The 15,741-nt window shown below is 49.3% G+C and carries 14 protein-coding genes and 1 riboswitch; of the genes, 9 read left to right on the forward strand and 5 right to left on the reverse strand.

The genetic code is table 11. From position 1 onward, the window contains the following. The first annotated feature begins 71 nt into the window (after positions 1-71). The 5 genes from A1sIIB142_RS02235 to A1sIIB142_RS02255 all read left to right on the forward strand — a co-directional run bounded on the left by A1sIIB142_RS02235 (position 72) and on the right by A1sIIB142_RS02255 (position 5,218). Positions 72-818 carry a hypothetical protein gene (locus tag A1sIIB142_RS02235; RefSeq protein ID WP_125898848.1) on the forward strand — a complete coding sequence of 249 codons (747 nt, stop codon included), beginning with the start codon at positions 72-74 and terminating at the stop codon, positions 816-818. Positions 819-830: 12 nt separating this feature from the next. Next, the gene (locus A1sIIB142_RS02240) at positions 831-1,838 is read left to right on the forward strand and encodes a DUF4192 domain-containing protein (RefSeq protein WP_095693495.1); all 1,008 of its coding nucleotides are present in this window, start codon (positions 831-833) and stop codon (positions 1,836-1,838) included. Between the two features lie 10 nt (positions 1,839-1,848). Next, positions 1,849-1,956, forward strand: a riboswitch (SAM riboswitch). Positions 1,957-1,966: 10 nt separating this feature from the next. After that, positions 1,967-3,064, forward strand: a complete 1,098-nt coding sequence (metX, locus tag A1sIIB142_RS02245; protein ID WP_095693496.1) for a homoserine O-acetyltransferase MetX — start codon at positions 1,967-1,969, stop codon at positions 3,062-3,064. 42 nt (positions 3,065-3,106) lie between these two features. Continuing rightward, positions 3,107-5,026, forward strand: a complete 1,920-nt coding sequence (locus tag A1sIIB142_RS02250; RefSeq protein WP_095693497.1) for an RNA polymerase sigma factor — start codon at positions 3,107-3,109, stop codon at positions 5,024-5,026. Between the two features lie 6 nt (positions 5,027-5,032). Continuing rightward, entirely contained in the window at positions 5,033-5,218 is a 186-nt protein-coding gene (locus tag A1sIIB142_RS02255; protein WP_095693498.1) for a CDGSH iron-sulfur domain-containing protein, read from the forward strand. Here the strand turns inward: A1sIIB142_RS02255 and A1sIIB142_RS02260 are convergent, their stop codons facing one another. Continuing rightward, positions 5,219-5,428, reverse strand: coding sequence for a DUF7455 domain-containing protein (locus A1sIIB142_RS02260; protein ID WP_095674640.1), 210 nt, complete (start codon positions 5,426-5,428; stop codon positions 5,219-5,221). It lies immediately after the preceding gene. A 193-nt stretch (positions 5,429-5,621) separates the two neighbouring features. Between A1sIIB142_RS02260 and A1sIIB142_RS02265 the strand changes: the two genes are divergently transcribed. After that, the gene (locus tag A1sIIB142_RS02265; RefSeq protein ID WP_420021857.1) at positions 5,622-7,742 is read left to right on the forward strand and encodes a DNA gyrase/topoisomerase IV subunit B; all 2,121 of its coding nucleotides are present in this window, start codon (positions 5,622-5,624) and stop codon (positions 7,740-7,742) included. 75 nt (positions 7,743-7,817) lie between these two features. On the opposite strand, the gene A1sIIB142_RS02270 is transcribed toward A1sIIB142_RS02265, so the two are convergent. After that, a complete protein-coding gene (locus tag A1sIIB142_RS02270; RefSeq protein ID WP_095693500.1) occupies positions 7,818-8,843 on the reverse strand; it encodes a trypsin-like serine protease in 1,026 nt (341 codons plus the stop codon). Positions 8,844-8,942: 99 nt separating this feature from the next. After that, positions 8,943-10,541 carry a ribosomal protection-like ABC-F family protein gene (gene abc-f / locus A1sIIB142_RS02275; protein WP_095694128.1) on the reverse strand — a complete coding sequence of 533 codons (1,599 nt, stop codon included), beginning with the start codon at positions 10,539-10,541 and terminating at the stop codon, positions 8,943-8,945. Between the two features lie 59 nt (positions 10,542-10,600). Between abc-f and A1sIIB142_RS02280 the strand changes: the two genes are divergently transcribed. After that, positions 10,601-11,359: a class I SAM-dependent methyltransferase gene (locus tag A1sIIB142_RS02280; protein ID WP_095693501.1), complete on the forward strand. Its 759-nt coding sequence runs from the start codon at positions 10,601-10,603 to the stop codon at positions 11,357-11,359. Position 11,360: 1 nt separating this feature from the next. On the opposite strand, the gene A1sIIB142_RS02285 is transcribed toward A1sIIB142_RS02280, so the two are convergent. Next, complete coding sequence (locus A1sIIB142_RS02285; protein ID WP_095693502.1) at positions 11,361-12,887, reverse strand: DNA gyrase/topoisomerase IV subunit A; 1,527 nt, start codon at positions 12,885-12,887, stop codon at positions 11,361-11,363. A gap of 107 nt (positions 12,888-12,994) precedes the next feature. Here A1sIIB142_RS02285 and A1sIIB142_RS02290 point away from each other — a divergent pair, with 107 nt between their 5' ends. Further along, positions 12,995-14,083, forward strand: coding sequence for an alkaline phosphatase family protein (locus tag A1sIIB142_RS02290; protein ID WP_095693503.1), 1,089 nt, complete (start codon positions 12,995-12,997; stop codon positions 14,081-14,083). Here the strand turns inward: A1sIIB142_RS02290 and sepH are convergent. Beyond that, on the reverse strand, positions 14,080-14,895 hold the full coding sequence (gene sepH, locus A1sIIB142_RS02295) for a septation protein SepH (RefSeq protein ID WP_095693504.1): 816 nt from the start codon (positions 14,893-14,895) through the stop codon (positions 14,080-14,082). The genes A1sIIB142_RS02290 and sepH overlap by 4 nt on opposite strands. Before the next feature lie 61 nt (positions 14,896-14,956). Between sepH and A1sIIB142_RS02300 the strand changes: the two genes are divergently transcribed. Continuing rightward, positions 14,957-15,721 (forward strand): inositol monophosphatase family protein, encoded by a 765-nt coding sequence (locus A1sIIB142_RS02300; RefSeq protein ID WP_095693505.1) that lies wholly within the window; start codon positions 14,957-14,959, stop codon positions 15,719-15,721. Positions 15,722-15,741 lie beyond the last annotated feature (20 nt).

The following is a 15,741-nucleotide window of genomic DNA, read 5'->3' on the forward strand; positions in this document are numbered from 1 at the left end:
TTTCTCATATCTATCCACAACCGGCACGATTGAATCGTTTCTGCGCGCTCAAGGGAATTAACCTCCCGCGCATGAAGAGATTCTTAGTAATCGCATTACTACTGACGACTATTTCACCTCCAGCGCATGCCCAAGATTGCATCGAGCGAGCATGTATTGATGTTTATACCCAGGACGGCAAGATTGTCATTGAAGGGCGTAAAGGAACGGGTGCAGTGCAAAAGAAAGAGGTAGCACCAGCTCCCAGTAAGACTAGAAAGCCAGTCATCAAGAGAACTTTTACCCCACCACCGAAACCAACCGGGAGTGCAAAACCGAAGATTATTACTGCTACTAAAAAACCAATAGTGAAAAAACGGGTAAAGCCCGAAGTAGCCCCCACGGCAACATCGCTGAGTGATAAGTTAATTGAAATTCTGCCCACTGCCGGTATCGCCTATTCCCCCTCATTTCAACCACTGATTAAAGTGCCGGTCTTCTTCTGGTCCGATATTCCAACTATTGTTACCAAAAAGATTGAAATCGTGGGCGAAGTTGTTGAAGTCTCCCTTAAACCCACCTTCATCTGGCATTACGGCGATGGCATCTTCTTTATCACTCGCGACGCTGGCGCACCTTTTCCAGATGGACAGATCCAGCATTCATATTCCAATCCGGGGCACTACCTCATCCAACTCGTTACAAGTTGGGATGGTGAATTCACGGTGCAAGGTGTGAAAAATCGGATTCCGGGAAAGATTGAATCAGTCTCAATTCTGCCGATCACAGTTGTTGCTGCGCCCACTCGTTTTACTCCTGCTACTTCACTTCATCGATAAGAAAGGCTTCCCATGACCACCCTGACTTCACCGCACGATCTGCTCGCTGCTATTCCATTTCTGATTGGCTACCACCCAAGTAATTCACTTGTTCTAGTTGCACTCAATACCGACTCAGTTGATAAAGATGCCGTTGGCATGGCGATGCGGGTGGACTTGCCCGTTGACCTATCGTGTGAAAGCTATGACCTACTTGCCTCACACTTCACCCGCGAAAGAGCTGATGGCGCACTACTTGTCGCCTACACACCTGCCGAATCAGCAGCTGGCGAGACAGTACTGATAAATGCCAGTGCTGCACTCATGCGCGCCGGGATTGAGATTAGAGAGTCACTGCTTGTGCAAAGTAATCGCTTTCGCTCACTTCTCTGTATTGATTCAGCGTGTTGTCCTCCAGAAGGCAGCCCAGTTCCAGAAATTGATTCATCGCGCATCGCCGCTGAGCACGTTATTGCCGGACACCCCATGCCCTTTGCCACCGTCGGCGAATTGATTCATTCAATCTCTGCGCTGCCATCTGCCGCTCATGAGTCTTGGATGAGTGAGGTCAACCAATTCATCATTGCTAGCGATGCGAAAGAGTTAAATCACATGCAACGAGATGGTGCAACGGCTGTCATTGATTTAGCAGGTGAATATCACGTGGGTAGGGGAGCAGAAGATCGCGAATTGGTTGCCAGGGTTATTGGCCGCATGAGTGATATTCAAGTGCGTGATTTCGCACTGGGTAGTCACAGCCTTGAGAGCGCAGATTCTTACTGGCGGATGTGGCGCGATTTATTAGTTATTGCACCCAATGGTTTTGTCGCCCCCATTGCATCGGTCTTTGCCGCTCTTGCCTATGAACGGGGTGAGGGCGCCCTGGCCCAGAGGGCGCTCGATCGTGCGTTGGCAGATAACCCGCAATACTCGTTGGCGGTGCTACTGCGGCGAGTATTTACGGTGGGCTGGCCAGCGAAATCCTTTACCAAGATGCGGGCAGAGCTACACCCCAAAGTAGTTGCCACAATTTTCGGGTAATATTTGCACTGGTCACGAGTTCTAGTTCAAAGCCCCGGCTGACTAGACGGCAACCCTCCACCGCGGCGGGGTGCTCCGGGTGACGACCAGGCAGAGCTCTTAGCTGCAAGTGCGTGAAGGATTTACCAATGAGCAGAAAAGTTAACTTCGATGTCACCGGTGCGTGGCTTGAAGGTGATGATCCAGGTGATCGTAAATTTATCAAGATTGGTGATTTACTTCTTGAAAATGGCGAAACTCTGCCAGATATCACCATTGCTTATCAAAGCTGGGGCACGTTAAACGCTGATAAGTCCAATGCAATTTTAGTCAACCACGCTATGACCGGTTGGTCTGATGTTCCCGGATGGTGGCCGCAAATGGTGGGTCCTGGGCTGCCATTTGATACCGATAAATACTTTGTGCTCTGTCCCAATGTCATTGGTGGTTGTCAAGGTTCAACTGGCCCAGCAAGTATTGCCCCTGATGGAAAACGTTATGGTTCCCGCTTTCCCATCGTCACTATTCGTGACATGGTCAACGCCGAGATTGCTTTTAGTGATGCGCTCGGAATTGATAAGTATTTACTTGCAGTGGGTCCTTCACTCGGTGGCATGCGTTCCCTGGAATGGGCGGTGCAGTTACCGGAGCGAGTCAGTGCCATCTGCACCATCGGATCTTCCGCCGTTGCCACCGGGGATCAAATCGGAACGTTTTCGGTGCAGATTCAGGCGATTAAATCTGATCCTTACTTCAACGGTGGCGATTACTACGAACAAGAGCGAGGCCCGGTTGACGGTATGGGAATTGCGCGCCGGATTGCCCATCTGACATATCGCACCGAATCTGAGATGGACGTGCGCTTTGGTCGCCAACTACAAGGAGATGAGACTGGGCGTTATGCCGTGCAGTCATATCTAGACCATCAGGCCAATAAGCTGGCAAAACGCTTTGATGCCAATACCTATATTGCTCTCACTGATGCGATGAATTCTCACGATATCGGCCGGGAGCGCGGTGGCGTGGTCAAGGCCCTGGCCAGCGTGAAAGTTCCAGTGGTAGTTGTCTCCATCGATACCGATCGCCTCTTCGTCCCTCGACTTCAGGTTGAGATTTCAGAGCTGGTTCCGACCGCCGAGCCGCCGATTGTCATCAGCTCCGAGTTCGGCCATGACGGATTTTTGGTGGAGAGTGAAGCCATGGGCGCTGCTATTCGCCACGCCTTGCATGTTGCGGGTACAATATAGGTATTACTTCGAGCAGTTCGAAGAAAAACCAAAAGGACAATTGTGGCTCGATTTAGTGCGCTCAAAAACAAGGCAAAGAGCAAGAAAGCTGCTCCAGCAAAGAAGACTTCTGCGAAAAAAAAGGCCGTTGCTAAAAAGGGCGTTGCTAAGAAAGCACCTGCGAAGAAGGTTGCTGCTAAGCCGGTAAAGCCAGCAAAGATTGAAATTAAGAAAGAACTCACCGTAAAAGAGATTCAGCAGCTCGTTGATTTAAAGAAGGCTATTGCGCGCCAGAAAGAGATCATCGATTCTCTCGCCGCAAGTGGCATTGATAACTATCGCAAGGCGGTTAAGAAAGAATTTATGCCGTTGGCATTGGAAGCTCGCGCATTAGACGTTGAGATTCCAGAGGCAACAGAGAAGGCTCGCAAAGCTGGCCTGGGCGCTCCAAGTCGCATTCTTTCAAAGGCGCAGCTAGCCCTGATTGCCCCAAAGGTCGAGCCGAAGTCTGAAAGTGCCAAGAGTGAGAAAGTCGCCATTGTGCTCGATGAAGATGGCAATGAAATTGTTGTCGAAGAAGTTGAATTAGAAGATGTCGAGACGCTGATTGCAGAAGCTTCAGAAATTGTTGATGCTGAATCAGATGGTAAAGATCAGCCGCGTGTTGTCACCCTATCGGATGAGACTAAGAATGAAGCGGGCTCATTTACCCTCCTTGACTCTGATGCCGATGATGAAGAAGAAGATAAGAACGAGCGTGAGAAGCATAAGAAGGATTTGAAGAATGTAAATCTCGTCCTTGAGGCTATCAACGGCAAGATTCAGGGAGTAGAGCTTCCACCAAAGAGCAATATTGATCAGGTAGAAGCAAAGGCACTTACCTTTAAGCAGATTCAACAGCAATTTGCGATGAGCACCTTTAATGAGAAGTCCGCAAAACTCATCGCTGAAGCGGTTAACCAGGGCCACCTCAAGAACCTAGAAGATTTGCAGTACTTCTTTAACGAACAAGCTCGATTTATTCAGATTGAAATCAAGCGCCTGCCACCAGAACAGACAGTTCTTACAGCTGGTGCGACCGCAGACCCAGTAAAGGATTACCTGAAGCAGATTGGTCGCGTGGCACTTCTTAATGCCGAACTTGAAGTTGAACTTGCTACTCGCGTTGAAGCCGGCCTCTTTGCCGAAGAAGCGCTGAAGCACACGAAGAAGCTAGAGAAGAAGATGAAGCGCGAGCTGGAGTGGATTGTCGAAGATGGAAAGCGCGCCAAGAATCACTTGTTGGAAGCAAACCTTCGTTTGGTGGTCTCACTTGCTAAGCGTTATACCGGTCGCGGAATGCTCTTCCTTGATCTGATTCAAGAAGGAAACCTCGGTCTTATCCGCGCAGTAGAGAAGTTTGACTACACCAAGGGCTACAAGTTCTCCACCTATGCCACCTGGTGGATCCGTCAGGCAATTACCCGTGCCATGGCAGATCAGGCTCGCACCATTCGTATTCCAGTACACATGGTTGAAGTCATCAATAAGTTAGCGCGCGTGCAGCGCCAGATGCTGCAAGATCTGGGTCGCGAACCGACACCGGAAGAACTTGCTAAAGAACTTGATATGACACCGGAGAAGGTTGTCGAAGTTCAGAAGTATGGCCGCGAACCAATTTCACTTCACACCCCACTAGGTGAAGAAGGAGACTCTGAATTCGGAGACCTCATTGAAGATTCAGAGGCAGTTAAGCCAGAAGAGTCAGTGACCTTTACTATCTTGCAGGAGCAGTTGATGCAGGTGCTGGGCGGGCTTACCAACCGCGAAGCCGATGTTATTAAGGCTCGTTACGGGCTCACAGATGGACAGCCTAAAACTCTTGATGAAATCGGCAAGGTTCACGGTGTTACACGTGAGCGTATTCGCCAGATTGAATCTAAGACGATGTCAAAGCTGCGCCATCCATCTCGTTCGCAATCACTGCGCGATTATCTGGATTAACACCAGATGGCCGATGCCCAAGCCTTTATCAATCCTAAGAGCGGATCTATTCGCATCACTGGGGTAGTAGAGCTAGTCGATGCTGATGGCAAAGTGCTTGAAACTATCGAGAATCCAAAGTTCTGCGGTTGTGGTCAATCAAAAGAAAAACCCTTATGCGATGGTTCGCATAAGGGCGCTCTTAAAGAGTAATTACTTAACTTCAACCAACTTCTCTGACTCATCCTGAATCGCTGCAGCTACTGCCTTCAGCTTTTCAGCATATTCCTTGCCGTGATGGGCACAGAACATGAGTTCGCCACCATTGAGCAGAGTTGCACGCACATAAGCTTGTGCACCACAACGATCACATCGATCGAGGGCATTCAGAGGTGTGGATTCGAGGATTACTTGCTCGGTCATCGCGCTCTCCATTTCGCTTAGTGGGAAGTTCTGGTACTTCTATGGAACATCATGCCAGTTCTCTTTATTCCCCGCACGGTAAATTGATTCCAATTATGTAAATTTTTAGCTATCTGAGCGCATATTCACCGATTATTAGGGGATATCTCACCTCAATTACCAATATCTGAGATGTCCCGGCGCGCTTACGCAGATGCGAAGCATTCGCTGGCTAACCTTTGCCACCGTGGCTGACGAATTGAACTTTACCCCTGAGGTGGATTCTAAGGATAGCTATACCGCCAAAGACCTCGCAGTCCTTGAAGGACTAGACGCAGTTCGCAAGCGCCCGGGTATGTATATCGGTTCAACCGATTCCCGCGGATTACAACATTGCCTCTGGGAAATTATTGATAACTCAGTTGATGAATCACTGGCGGGGCATTGTAAGAAAATTGAAATTAATCTTGAATCAGATGGGTCCGTTGAAGTACACGATGATGGTCGCGGAATTCCAGTTGATAAAGAACCAAAGACAGGTCTTACCGGTGTTGAAGTTGTACTGACCAAGCTCCATGCCGGTGGAAAGTTCGGTGGTGGTTCCTATGCCGCATCCGGTGGTCTCCACGGTGTGGGCGCATCGGTTGTGAACGCCTTGGCCGAGCGCCTTGATGCTGAAGTAGATCGCAACGGCAAGATTTACTGGATGTCATTTAAGCGCGGTGTTGCTGGAATATTCGATGGTGATGGACCGAAAGCAGAGTTCACGCCGCAATCAGGTTTGCGCACCATTGGAAAAGTTTCGGCCAAGGTAACTGGCACCCGTATTAAGTGGTGGTCAGATCGCCAAATCTTTTTAAAGGATGCCGAGCTTGACCTCGATGATGTCTATGCCAGAGCTCGTCAAACATCTTTTCTTGTGCCAGGGCTTTCTATTACTGTTAACGATAACCGTAAGAAAGAGAAGACCACCCAGACCTTCTTCCATAAGGGTGGCATCTCTGAGTACTGCGATTTCTTACAACCAGATAAGGCTGTTGGTGAAGTAATTCGTATTTACGGCAGCGGCCATTATCAAGAGACTGTGCCGGTACTAGATGACAAGGGCCATATGGTCTCAACCGATGTTGAGCGCGATATGGAAGTAGATATTGCAATGAAGTGGGGCGAGGGCTTTGACACAACACTTCGCTCTTTTGTAAACATCATTGCCACCCCCAAGGGCGGCTCACACGTGCTTGGCTTTGAGCGCGCCATCACTAAGGCCTTTAATGAAGCGATGCGCAGCGCTGGCATTCTGAAGAAGAACGAGGCCGATGTCATTAAAGACGATGTCATGGAAGGTCTGACCGCAGTAGTCACAGTTCGTATGTCAGAGCCACAGTTTGAAGGACAGACCAAGGAAGTCCTCGGAACCGCAGCTGCGACAAAGATTGTCTCCACGGTGGTTGCCGATAAATTAAAGGAATTCTTTGCAACTACTCGCCGTATTGATAAGGCGAACGGCAAGTTGATCATGGAAAAGATTGCTGGTGCTTCTCGCACCCGTATTAGTGCTCGTGCTCATAAGGATCTGCAGCGCCGTAAGAACGCACTGGAATCATCTTCTCTTCCGACAAAACTCTCTGATTGTCGCTCGGAAGATGTCACACGTACTGAGCTCTTTATCGTTGAGGGCGATTCCGCGCTGGGCACAACCAAAGCAGCCCGTAACTCTGAATTCCAAGCGATCTTGCCGATTCGCGGCAAGATTCTCAATGTGCAAAAAGCATCACTTTCCCAGATGCTCGATGACAAAGAGTGTGGCTCCATCATTCAGGTCATCGGTGCTGGCTCTGGAAAATCATTTGAGTTAGATGATGCTCGATATGGCCGCATTATCTTGATGTCAGATGCTGATGTTGATGGCGCACATATCCGTTGCCTACTACTTACCTTGATGTATCGCTATATGCGCCCGATGCTCGATGCTGGCCGGGTCTTTGCTGCAATTCCACCTCTGCACCGCATTGAAACAATGGGTGTGGGCGGCAAGAAGGGTGAGTACATCTACACCTACTCCGACGATGAGATGAAGCGAATTACGGCAGATTTAAAGAAGACCGGCAAGCGTTGGAAAGAGCCGATTCAGCGTTATAAAGGTCTGGGTGAGATGGATGCAGATCAGCTACGTGAGACCACTATGGATCCTGATGCCCGCACGCTGCGCAGAATTACTGTGCCGGATGCCGAAGCTGCCGAGAAGATGTTCGAGCTCTTGATGGGATCGGATGTGGCCCCACGTAAAGAATTTATTGCAACAGCTGAGATCGATCGCGAGCAGATCGACGCTTAGTTCTTAACACCGGGCCTGGGGTTCGATCCCCTCGCTACTCACTTCGAGTTTAAGTAGTTCCTCAAAAAATTGGCACTACTTCTTCTTAAATCCCTTTGGACACTTCGCATTGGGTCCAGTGACATTCTTGGTCAGTTTGCCTTTTACGCAGTTTATTGAAGTAGTTGGCTTACTGGTCGAACTCTTGATAACTGCAACTTGCTGGGCGACAAAATCTTCAGCTTGCTTAATTAAATCTAAGTGCTTAAAGACTGGAGAAATAAAACCCATCTCTCGTGGGTGTTTTTCATTTGCAGGTGCATTAGTTGCCCCACAGGCATAGAAATTCATGCCAGTTGAAATTCCTTGCCCAACATAAAGTACTTCCCCTTTATAGGTGGTTGTAAGCCCACCACCAGAGTCACCAGGACACCCTGAAAGATTTGTTAATAGTGTTTCATTCGCTAATTCGATGAGCCCTTGTCCTTGCAGCCAGGGAAAATCAGACTTAGGAGCCAAGTTGGATTTATTTATTCTAGGAAGCTCACTTGGACTTTTATTGGGATTATTCCGATCCTCAGGACATGGATTCTTCTGCCCGGGATCACAACGATCTCGATACTCACCGTATCCATGCCAAGCTACCTCTGCTCGTGCCTTTACTAATTCAGCCTCAATTTCTGCAGTCATTAACTTTGCTGGAGAGACGGTAGCTAAATCTTTATCTAAGACAAGAACAATAAAGTCGTTAAGGGTCCAGCCTGTTGATGATTTTTTGTAGTCACCCACAAAAGTCTTAATAACCTTTGCTCTACCTTCAGCATCCTTAGTTGAAGAGTTAGGTTTACCCACAGTTATAAACTTTGGCGCAATTAAAATACGATCACCATTGTTATCAAAACGGTAATGGGCGTGTGCAGCGCTAAAGACAATCCGTGGTGAATATAAGAATCCGCTCCAACCGGCCATCAAGTTAACTTGTGAGGGTTCCTGCTGCCCAAAGATTGGAACTGCTCGGGGGTTGTCGAGATTAACTGGCGCATTTAATCCGGCCTGAGAGACAGGCGTCGAGGAGAAAATCAGCGCACTTATAGCCAAAAGGGATAGAGCAACTTTGCGCATAACTCAAAGTACCAGCAAGTCTTTCTCAGTCAAGAGTATTGAAGAGCCCAAACTCTCGAGAGTCCCGCACGACCCACAATCGGCTGTAAATGGTGGTGTTTAATCAATACTGACTAAGTCGAAATACTCTTCTTTCCAAATATCCTCATCGCCATCAGGCAACAAAATCACCCGCTCTGGCTTTAGGGCCTGGACGGCGCCCTCATCGTGAGAAACCATGATGACCGCGCCTTGATATTCACCTAAGGCTCCCAAGATCTCTTCACGGGAAGCTGGATCTAAGTTATTCGTTGGTTCATCGAGTAAGAGAACATTGGCAGCAGATACAACCAGCGTTGCTAAAGCAAGACGAGTTCGTTCTCCACCTGAAAGCACCTTTACCGGCTTATGAACATCGTCTCCTACGAAGAGGAATGAACCGAGAACGTTGCGAGCTTCTGGTTCACGTAAGTCATCTTTAGAAGACATCATGTTTTCCAGAATGGTTCGCTCGAAGTCGAGCATTTCATGTTCCTGGGCGTAGTAGCCGAGTTTGAGCCCGTGGCCATGTTCTACTTTGCCGGTATCTGATTCAAGTTGGTTGGCAAGAATTTTTAGTAGTGTTGTTTTTCCAGCACCGTTCAGGCCCAAGATCACTACGCGTGAGCCCTTATCAATCACACAAGATACGTCGGTGAAGATTTCAAGTGAGCCATAGTTCTTTGATAGCTCTTCACCTGACAGGGGAGTCTTGCCACATGGGGCAGGAGTTGGAAAGCGAAGTTTTGCCACCTTATCTTTAACGCGCACATCATCAAGTGATGATCGTAGTTTTTCGGCGCGACGTAACATGCCTTGGGCGGCAGTTGCCTTCGATGCCTTAGCGCGCATTCGCTCGCCTTGCTTTTGCAAGATTTCTGCTTTCTTCTCCGCGTTAGCGCGCTCTTTCTTGCGGCGGTGTTCATCTTGTTCACGCTGTAAGAGGTATTGCTTCCAGCCTAAGTTATAGACATCGATGACATTTCGATTGCCATCGATGTAGAAGACTTTATTGACAACTGTTTCAATCAGATTCACATCGTGGGAGATGATGACGAGGCCACCTGAGTAATTAACGAGGTAGTTTCGAAGCCAGATAATCGAATCAGCATCTAAGTGGTTTGTCGGCTCATCTAGGAGCAAGGTTTCGGCACCTGAAAAAAGGATGCGAGCTAGTTCAATACGTCGGCGTTGACCACCGGAAAGAGTGTCGAGTTGATTGTTAAAGACTGCCTCGGAAACGCCAAGTGAGTGGGCAATTGCTTCGGCTTCAGCAGTTGCGGCATATCCACCAGCTGCGCTGAATTCAGCATCTACTCGGGTGTAACGCTCGAGCGCTTTTTCAAGTTCGGCGCCTTCAGTAGTAGACATCTCGTGCTCTACTTGCGCCATACGTACAGCAATTTGGTCTAAATCGCGCGCAGATAAAATTCTGTCTAGCGCGGTTCCTTGATCTTCACCCGTGCGTGGATCTTGTGGCAGATAGCCAATTTTTCCGGTGCGCTGAACGCCGCCACCTGCAGGTTGGGTTTCACCTGCGAGGACTTTTGCGAGAGTGGATTTACCAGCGCCATTACGCCCAACGAATCCGATTCGATCCCCATTGTTGATACGTACTGTGACCCCTGATACCAAAAGGCGTGCACCAGCACGGAGTTCAAGAGCGGTTGTTGCAATCATTTGGGCGTATCTTCCCACAGTATTTACCTTGGCATTTCGCGCCCCGTACACTCAGAACCATGTTTAACCTCACGCTCCTTGCACTCCTTCTGATAGTCCTGTTATTTCTTGGATATCAGATTCGATTGAGCAGGAAACTGGGTGCCAAACTCAACCAACTCATTAAAAGTGAGAAAGAGCTGCGAAAGAGTGTGCGCGAAGTAAGTATCACAGCCCGCGCCGATTATCAACAGAGTGAGTCCTATGCGCAGTTACTGAACTTGCTTGCACTCGATGCACCTATTCCGCCAACACGTGGCTGGGCAGCTTCTCCTGATGTGCTTCTTACCTTGGTGCACAGTGCACGTAGTTCTGATGTTCGCACCATTGTTGATTTAGGATCTGGTGTTTCAACGCTGGTCCTTGCCAAAAGTGCTCCGCAAGCCCGAGTAATTAGTATTGATAACTCACCAGAGTATGCGGCCAAGACTCAGCTATTACTTGATAGCCATGGAATAACCAATGTAGAAATACGTGTGGCCCCCCTTGCCCCACATGCATCAGGTAATAGTTGGTATGAGACATCAGTATTTGCCGATATCACCGAGATTGATCTGCTCTTTATCGATGGGCCACCAGCAACGGCCGATGGCCAGGCGCGTCACCCAGCCTTTACCGAACTGCTCAAGAAACTCAGTGCCAAGGCAGTTGTTGTCTTAGATGATGCTGGGCGCGATGGCGAGAAGGAGTTAGCGAATAAGTTTGCTGCTGGAATTTCGACACATATGGTGGAATTTCTTGATCACGAAAAAGGTACAGCAGTAATCCGACCTAAGTAACTTACTCTTTGCCGATTCGGGTGCGTCGTGGTGTGGCAAATGCTTTGCTTACCGCGGTGAGCTCATCCGAAACCTGCTTGCGGATTGCTTCTTCGCTCTTGAGCAATGTAGCAAGGGCTGCAATTATCCCTTTGAGCTCTTTTGATTCGGTCTCAAGTTCGAGCTTGCTCATCTTGGTCAGCCGGCGCAGCGGCATATCTAGAATGTAGGTGGCTTGTTCGTCGTTGAGTTTGAAACCTTTAATCAACGCTTCTTTGGCAGCTGGGGCATCATCGCTACCGCGGATAATCTTGATGACCTTATCGATATCGATAATTGCTTTCAGAAGTCCATCAACGAGTGAGAGTCTGTCTTCCGCCTTTGCTTTACGAAATTCGGAGCGCCGGCGCACAACTTCGATGCGGTGATCGATAAAGACCTGGAGCAGTTCTTTTAGGCCAAGTGTTTGTGGCTTGCCCTTGACCAGCGCTACTGCGTTGATTGCAAAAGCATCTTCCATCGGAGTGAGCTTGAAGAGCTTTTCTAGAACATCTTCTGGCTCAAAACCATTCTTGAGTTCAATGACAACATTGGTGCCGGTCTGACCATCAGTAAGGTCGATGATGTCGGAAATGCCTTGAATCTTCTTCGCTTTGGCTAGGTCGGCAATGCGCTCCACCACTTTTTCGGGGCCGATGTTAAATGGCAACTCCTTGATAACAATTCCCATTTTGCGAGAAGTGACTTTAGAAATCTCGGTGGTTGCGCGCACTTTAAAGGAACCTTTGCCGGTGGCATAGGCTTCGCGAACACCTTCCAGGCCAACAATTTCACCACCGGTAGGAAAATCAGGTGCCGGCACATGCTTCATCAATTGATTCAGCGTTGCCTTGGGATTATCAATTAAGAACTTGGTGGCAGCGATTACTTCACCCAGGTTGTGGGGGGCCATATTTGTGGCCATACCTACGGCGATTCCAGAACCACCGTTTACAAGCAGATTGGGAAATGCGGCCGGCAGCACAAGTGGTTCTGCTAATTGACCGTCATAGTTCGGACCAAAATCAACGGTGTTCTCATCTGCTTCGGCCACCATCGCCATTGCAGTGGGGGCAAGGCGCGCTTCGGTATAACGCATCGCAGCTGGACCAGCATCGAGTGAGCCAAAGTTTCCATGGCCGTCAATGAGAGGCAGTTGCATAGAAAAAGATTGCGCCATGCGAACAAGTGCGTCATAGATTGCTGAGTCACCGTGTGGGTGCAACTTACCCATTACTTCACCAACAACACGCGCGCTCTTTACATGTCCGCGCTCAGGGCGAAGACCCATATCTGCCATCTGATGCAGGATGCGGCGATGTACTGGCTTTAAACCATCACGTGCATCAGGAAGTGCGCGTGAGTAAATAACGGAATAGGCATATTCAAGAAATGATTCTGACATTTCGGATGAGACATCGATATCAACGATCTTGCCTGGAAATTCGCCCGGCTTTGGTCCGGCTAGCTTTGCCGTCTTTTTGGGAGCTGCTTCCTTCTTCGTTGCCATGGCGCGTATTCTGCCAAGGCATTGTGCTAAATCTTGGTACCTACACGCCTTCGGAGGCCATGAGTTAGCACTCATGAGAAGATACCTCGGTGCACTTGTCGCAAATCATGCCATCAATCTTTTCTTCATTGGGGCTAGCAAGTGCAGCAGATTCAATCAGCGCCGGGCAATCTCCATCAGGTCGTGAACTCCTCTTTCTCATCGATGGCTTTGGCGCAGATGTATTAACAACGTATGCATCGCTGGCACCGACTCTTGCTTCACTTCTGGCCCATGCCACCGTGCAGACATCATTTCCATCAACGACTGCAACGAGTCTGGCAACTCTGACAACAGGTGAAATGCCTGGCACCCACGGAATGCTCGGTTACACCGTGCAAGTTCCGCGCAGTGGGGGACGAATACTCAACACACTCAAATGGGATGAACGTGTGGACCCAGTTATTTGGCAGCCAGTTCCCACTCTCTTTGAACGAGGAATGGCAGCTGGAATTACCACCACTCACGTGGCAGCTAAGCGATATGAAAACTCTGGTTTTACGCGCGCTGTCTTTCGCGGGGCGCATTACAAGGGCGCAAATATCACCAGTGATTTACTCAAAGAGACTATTGATGCGCTGAAAGTGAGCCCATCATTTGTCTATCTCTATGTCAATGATCTTGATTCAGCCGGACACTCAGATGGCGTGGGCTCGGATAAATGGCTGGCTGCGCTCACAAGTATTAATCAGCTGGCGGCGCTGCTCATTGAGCAAGTACCGCGCGGAACCAGAATCTGGGTCACTGCAGACCACGGAATGATTAACGTGGGCGAGAAAGTTGTGCTGGGACAAGACAATGAATTACTAACTGATATTGCCGTCATTGCTGGCGAGCCTCGAGCTCGCCATTTATATTTGGGACAGAAGGCTGATTCACCGCAGGCTTTGTCTGAAGTAGTTAATAGATGGAATGAATTCTTTGGCGAGAAAGTAACGCTGCATTCTCGCGCTACCGCAATCGCATCAGGACTCTTTGGGGCAGAAGTTTCGCAAGCTGCGGCAGAGCGCGCAGGTGATGTGATTGCTATTGCTCAAGATGGCCTGGTCTTACTTGATCCGGAGCGGGCAGATAAAGAGGGCGAGATGGTGGGCCATCACGGTGGAGATTCGGAAATTGAGAGTTCGGTGCCGCTTTTAGTAAGAGATGCTAACTAGTTCTCTTCTGGTTTTTCTTCTGTTTTGTGACCAAACATAATTTCATCCCATGATGGAACTTTTGCTCGAGCGGTAATTCCATCTTGGGAGTCCGCTGGTGTGGGAGTCTCGCGGATTACTGCAAGGCGAGGAGTTTCAATCTTCTCTACTGGAGCCTCCACCGGAAGTGTTTCAAGAATCTCGGCAATACGTGAAGGATGAGTAGGTTCAGAGTGGATGATTCCAGATGAGAATGGTTGCGCTGGCGCATCTTCATCAATGAGCCAAGCACCGTTAGCATCGCTGGCAGCAAGTGCGCGGCGAGCTAAATCAAAGTTCCAGGTGGCAACACCGCTGCCATCGCGATTTGGGTAAGAGAGTTCGATATGCCAGGTGCCATCGAGAAGACGCCAGGTGTTCCAGGAAATCTGATCGATATCGACACCACGTGGAGCAAGTTTGGCGATTACAACATCGAAAAATGTCATTTCGATGCGGTGAACATCTTTGCGCATCACTAGTTCACGTGCGCGATCAAGGATGTATTCGCGCTCTTGCATGATGGGACCAGAGAATCGCTCTACTTTTTCAAGAGTGAGGTGGCCTTCGCGAGCGACTTGTTCCATGCTCTCACCAGCACGTAGTCGACGCTGAATCTCTTTTACTGACATCGTTTCGGTGGCATCGACGCTCGGAACTGAGGTCAGCCGTTGTTGATTAACCGTTGCACGAAGTGTGTCGCTAATCCGAAGTGAGAACTCGCCTCCTTGATTATCAACGAGTGATAGATGGCTACCATCGTCAGATTTGCCGGTAAGGCGAAGCTCGGTCATGAGGTGAGAATATCCGATAGGGGAGCATTTTATAGATAGCTAGAGCCCCTAAGATGCGAGTATGTATGCACAATTGTTGTCCTTGGCCCAGAAAGTCGGCGCCGAAGCCGGGGCGCTTTTGCTGGATCGACCATTGGCATTTGAAGTTGAATCCAAGTCAACGGCAATCGATATCGCCACCCAGATGGATGTAAGGGCTGAGAAATTTATTGTGCAATCACTGCTTGCCGCCCGCCCCGATGATGGAATTATCGGGGAAGAAGGAGCGAGTGTCGAGGGAAGTTCAGGAATTACCTGGCTTATCGATCCACTCGATGGCACCGTCAACTATTTCTATGGCCTTCCCGGTTGGAATGTTTCGATTGCAGCCAAAGATAGCAATGGCGTCATTGTGGGTGTTGTCACTGCGCCAACCATTAACTCAACTTGGTGGGCAACCCGTGGCGGTGGTGCGTTTTATAACTCGCATCCAATTCGCTGTAATGAGCCGATTGAATTGGATCGCGCACTGATTGCAACCGGATTTCAATACGATGTGGCACATCGCGTGACTCAGTTAGCAGACTTTGCAAAGTTGGTTCCTGTTGTGCGCGATATCCGTCGCAATGGCGCAGCTGCAGTTGATCTCTGTCATGTGGCAATGGGCGCTATCGATGGCTATTACGAGGCCGGGCTTAAAGAATGGGATTGGTCTGCCGGTGGATTAATTGCCCGTGAGGCTGGCGCAAAATTTGCCCAATATGGAGCGGTGCCCCAACAAATCACGGTGGCCGCTGGCCCGCATCTGCACCAGCAGCTGGTGGCAACTCTCGGTTTCTCCGCGTAATTTGCTGGGGTAAATACCCG

Source organism: Candidatus Planktophila versatilis, assembly GCF_002288345.1.
Lineage (GTDB): Bacteria > Actinomycetota > Actinomycetes > Nanopelagicales > Nanopelagicaceae > Planktophila > Planktophila versatilis_A.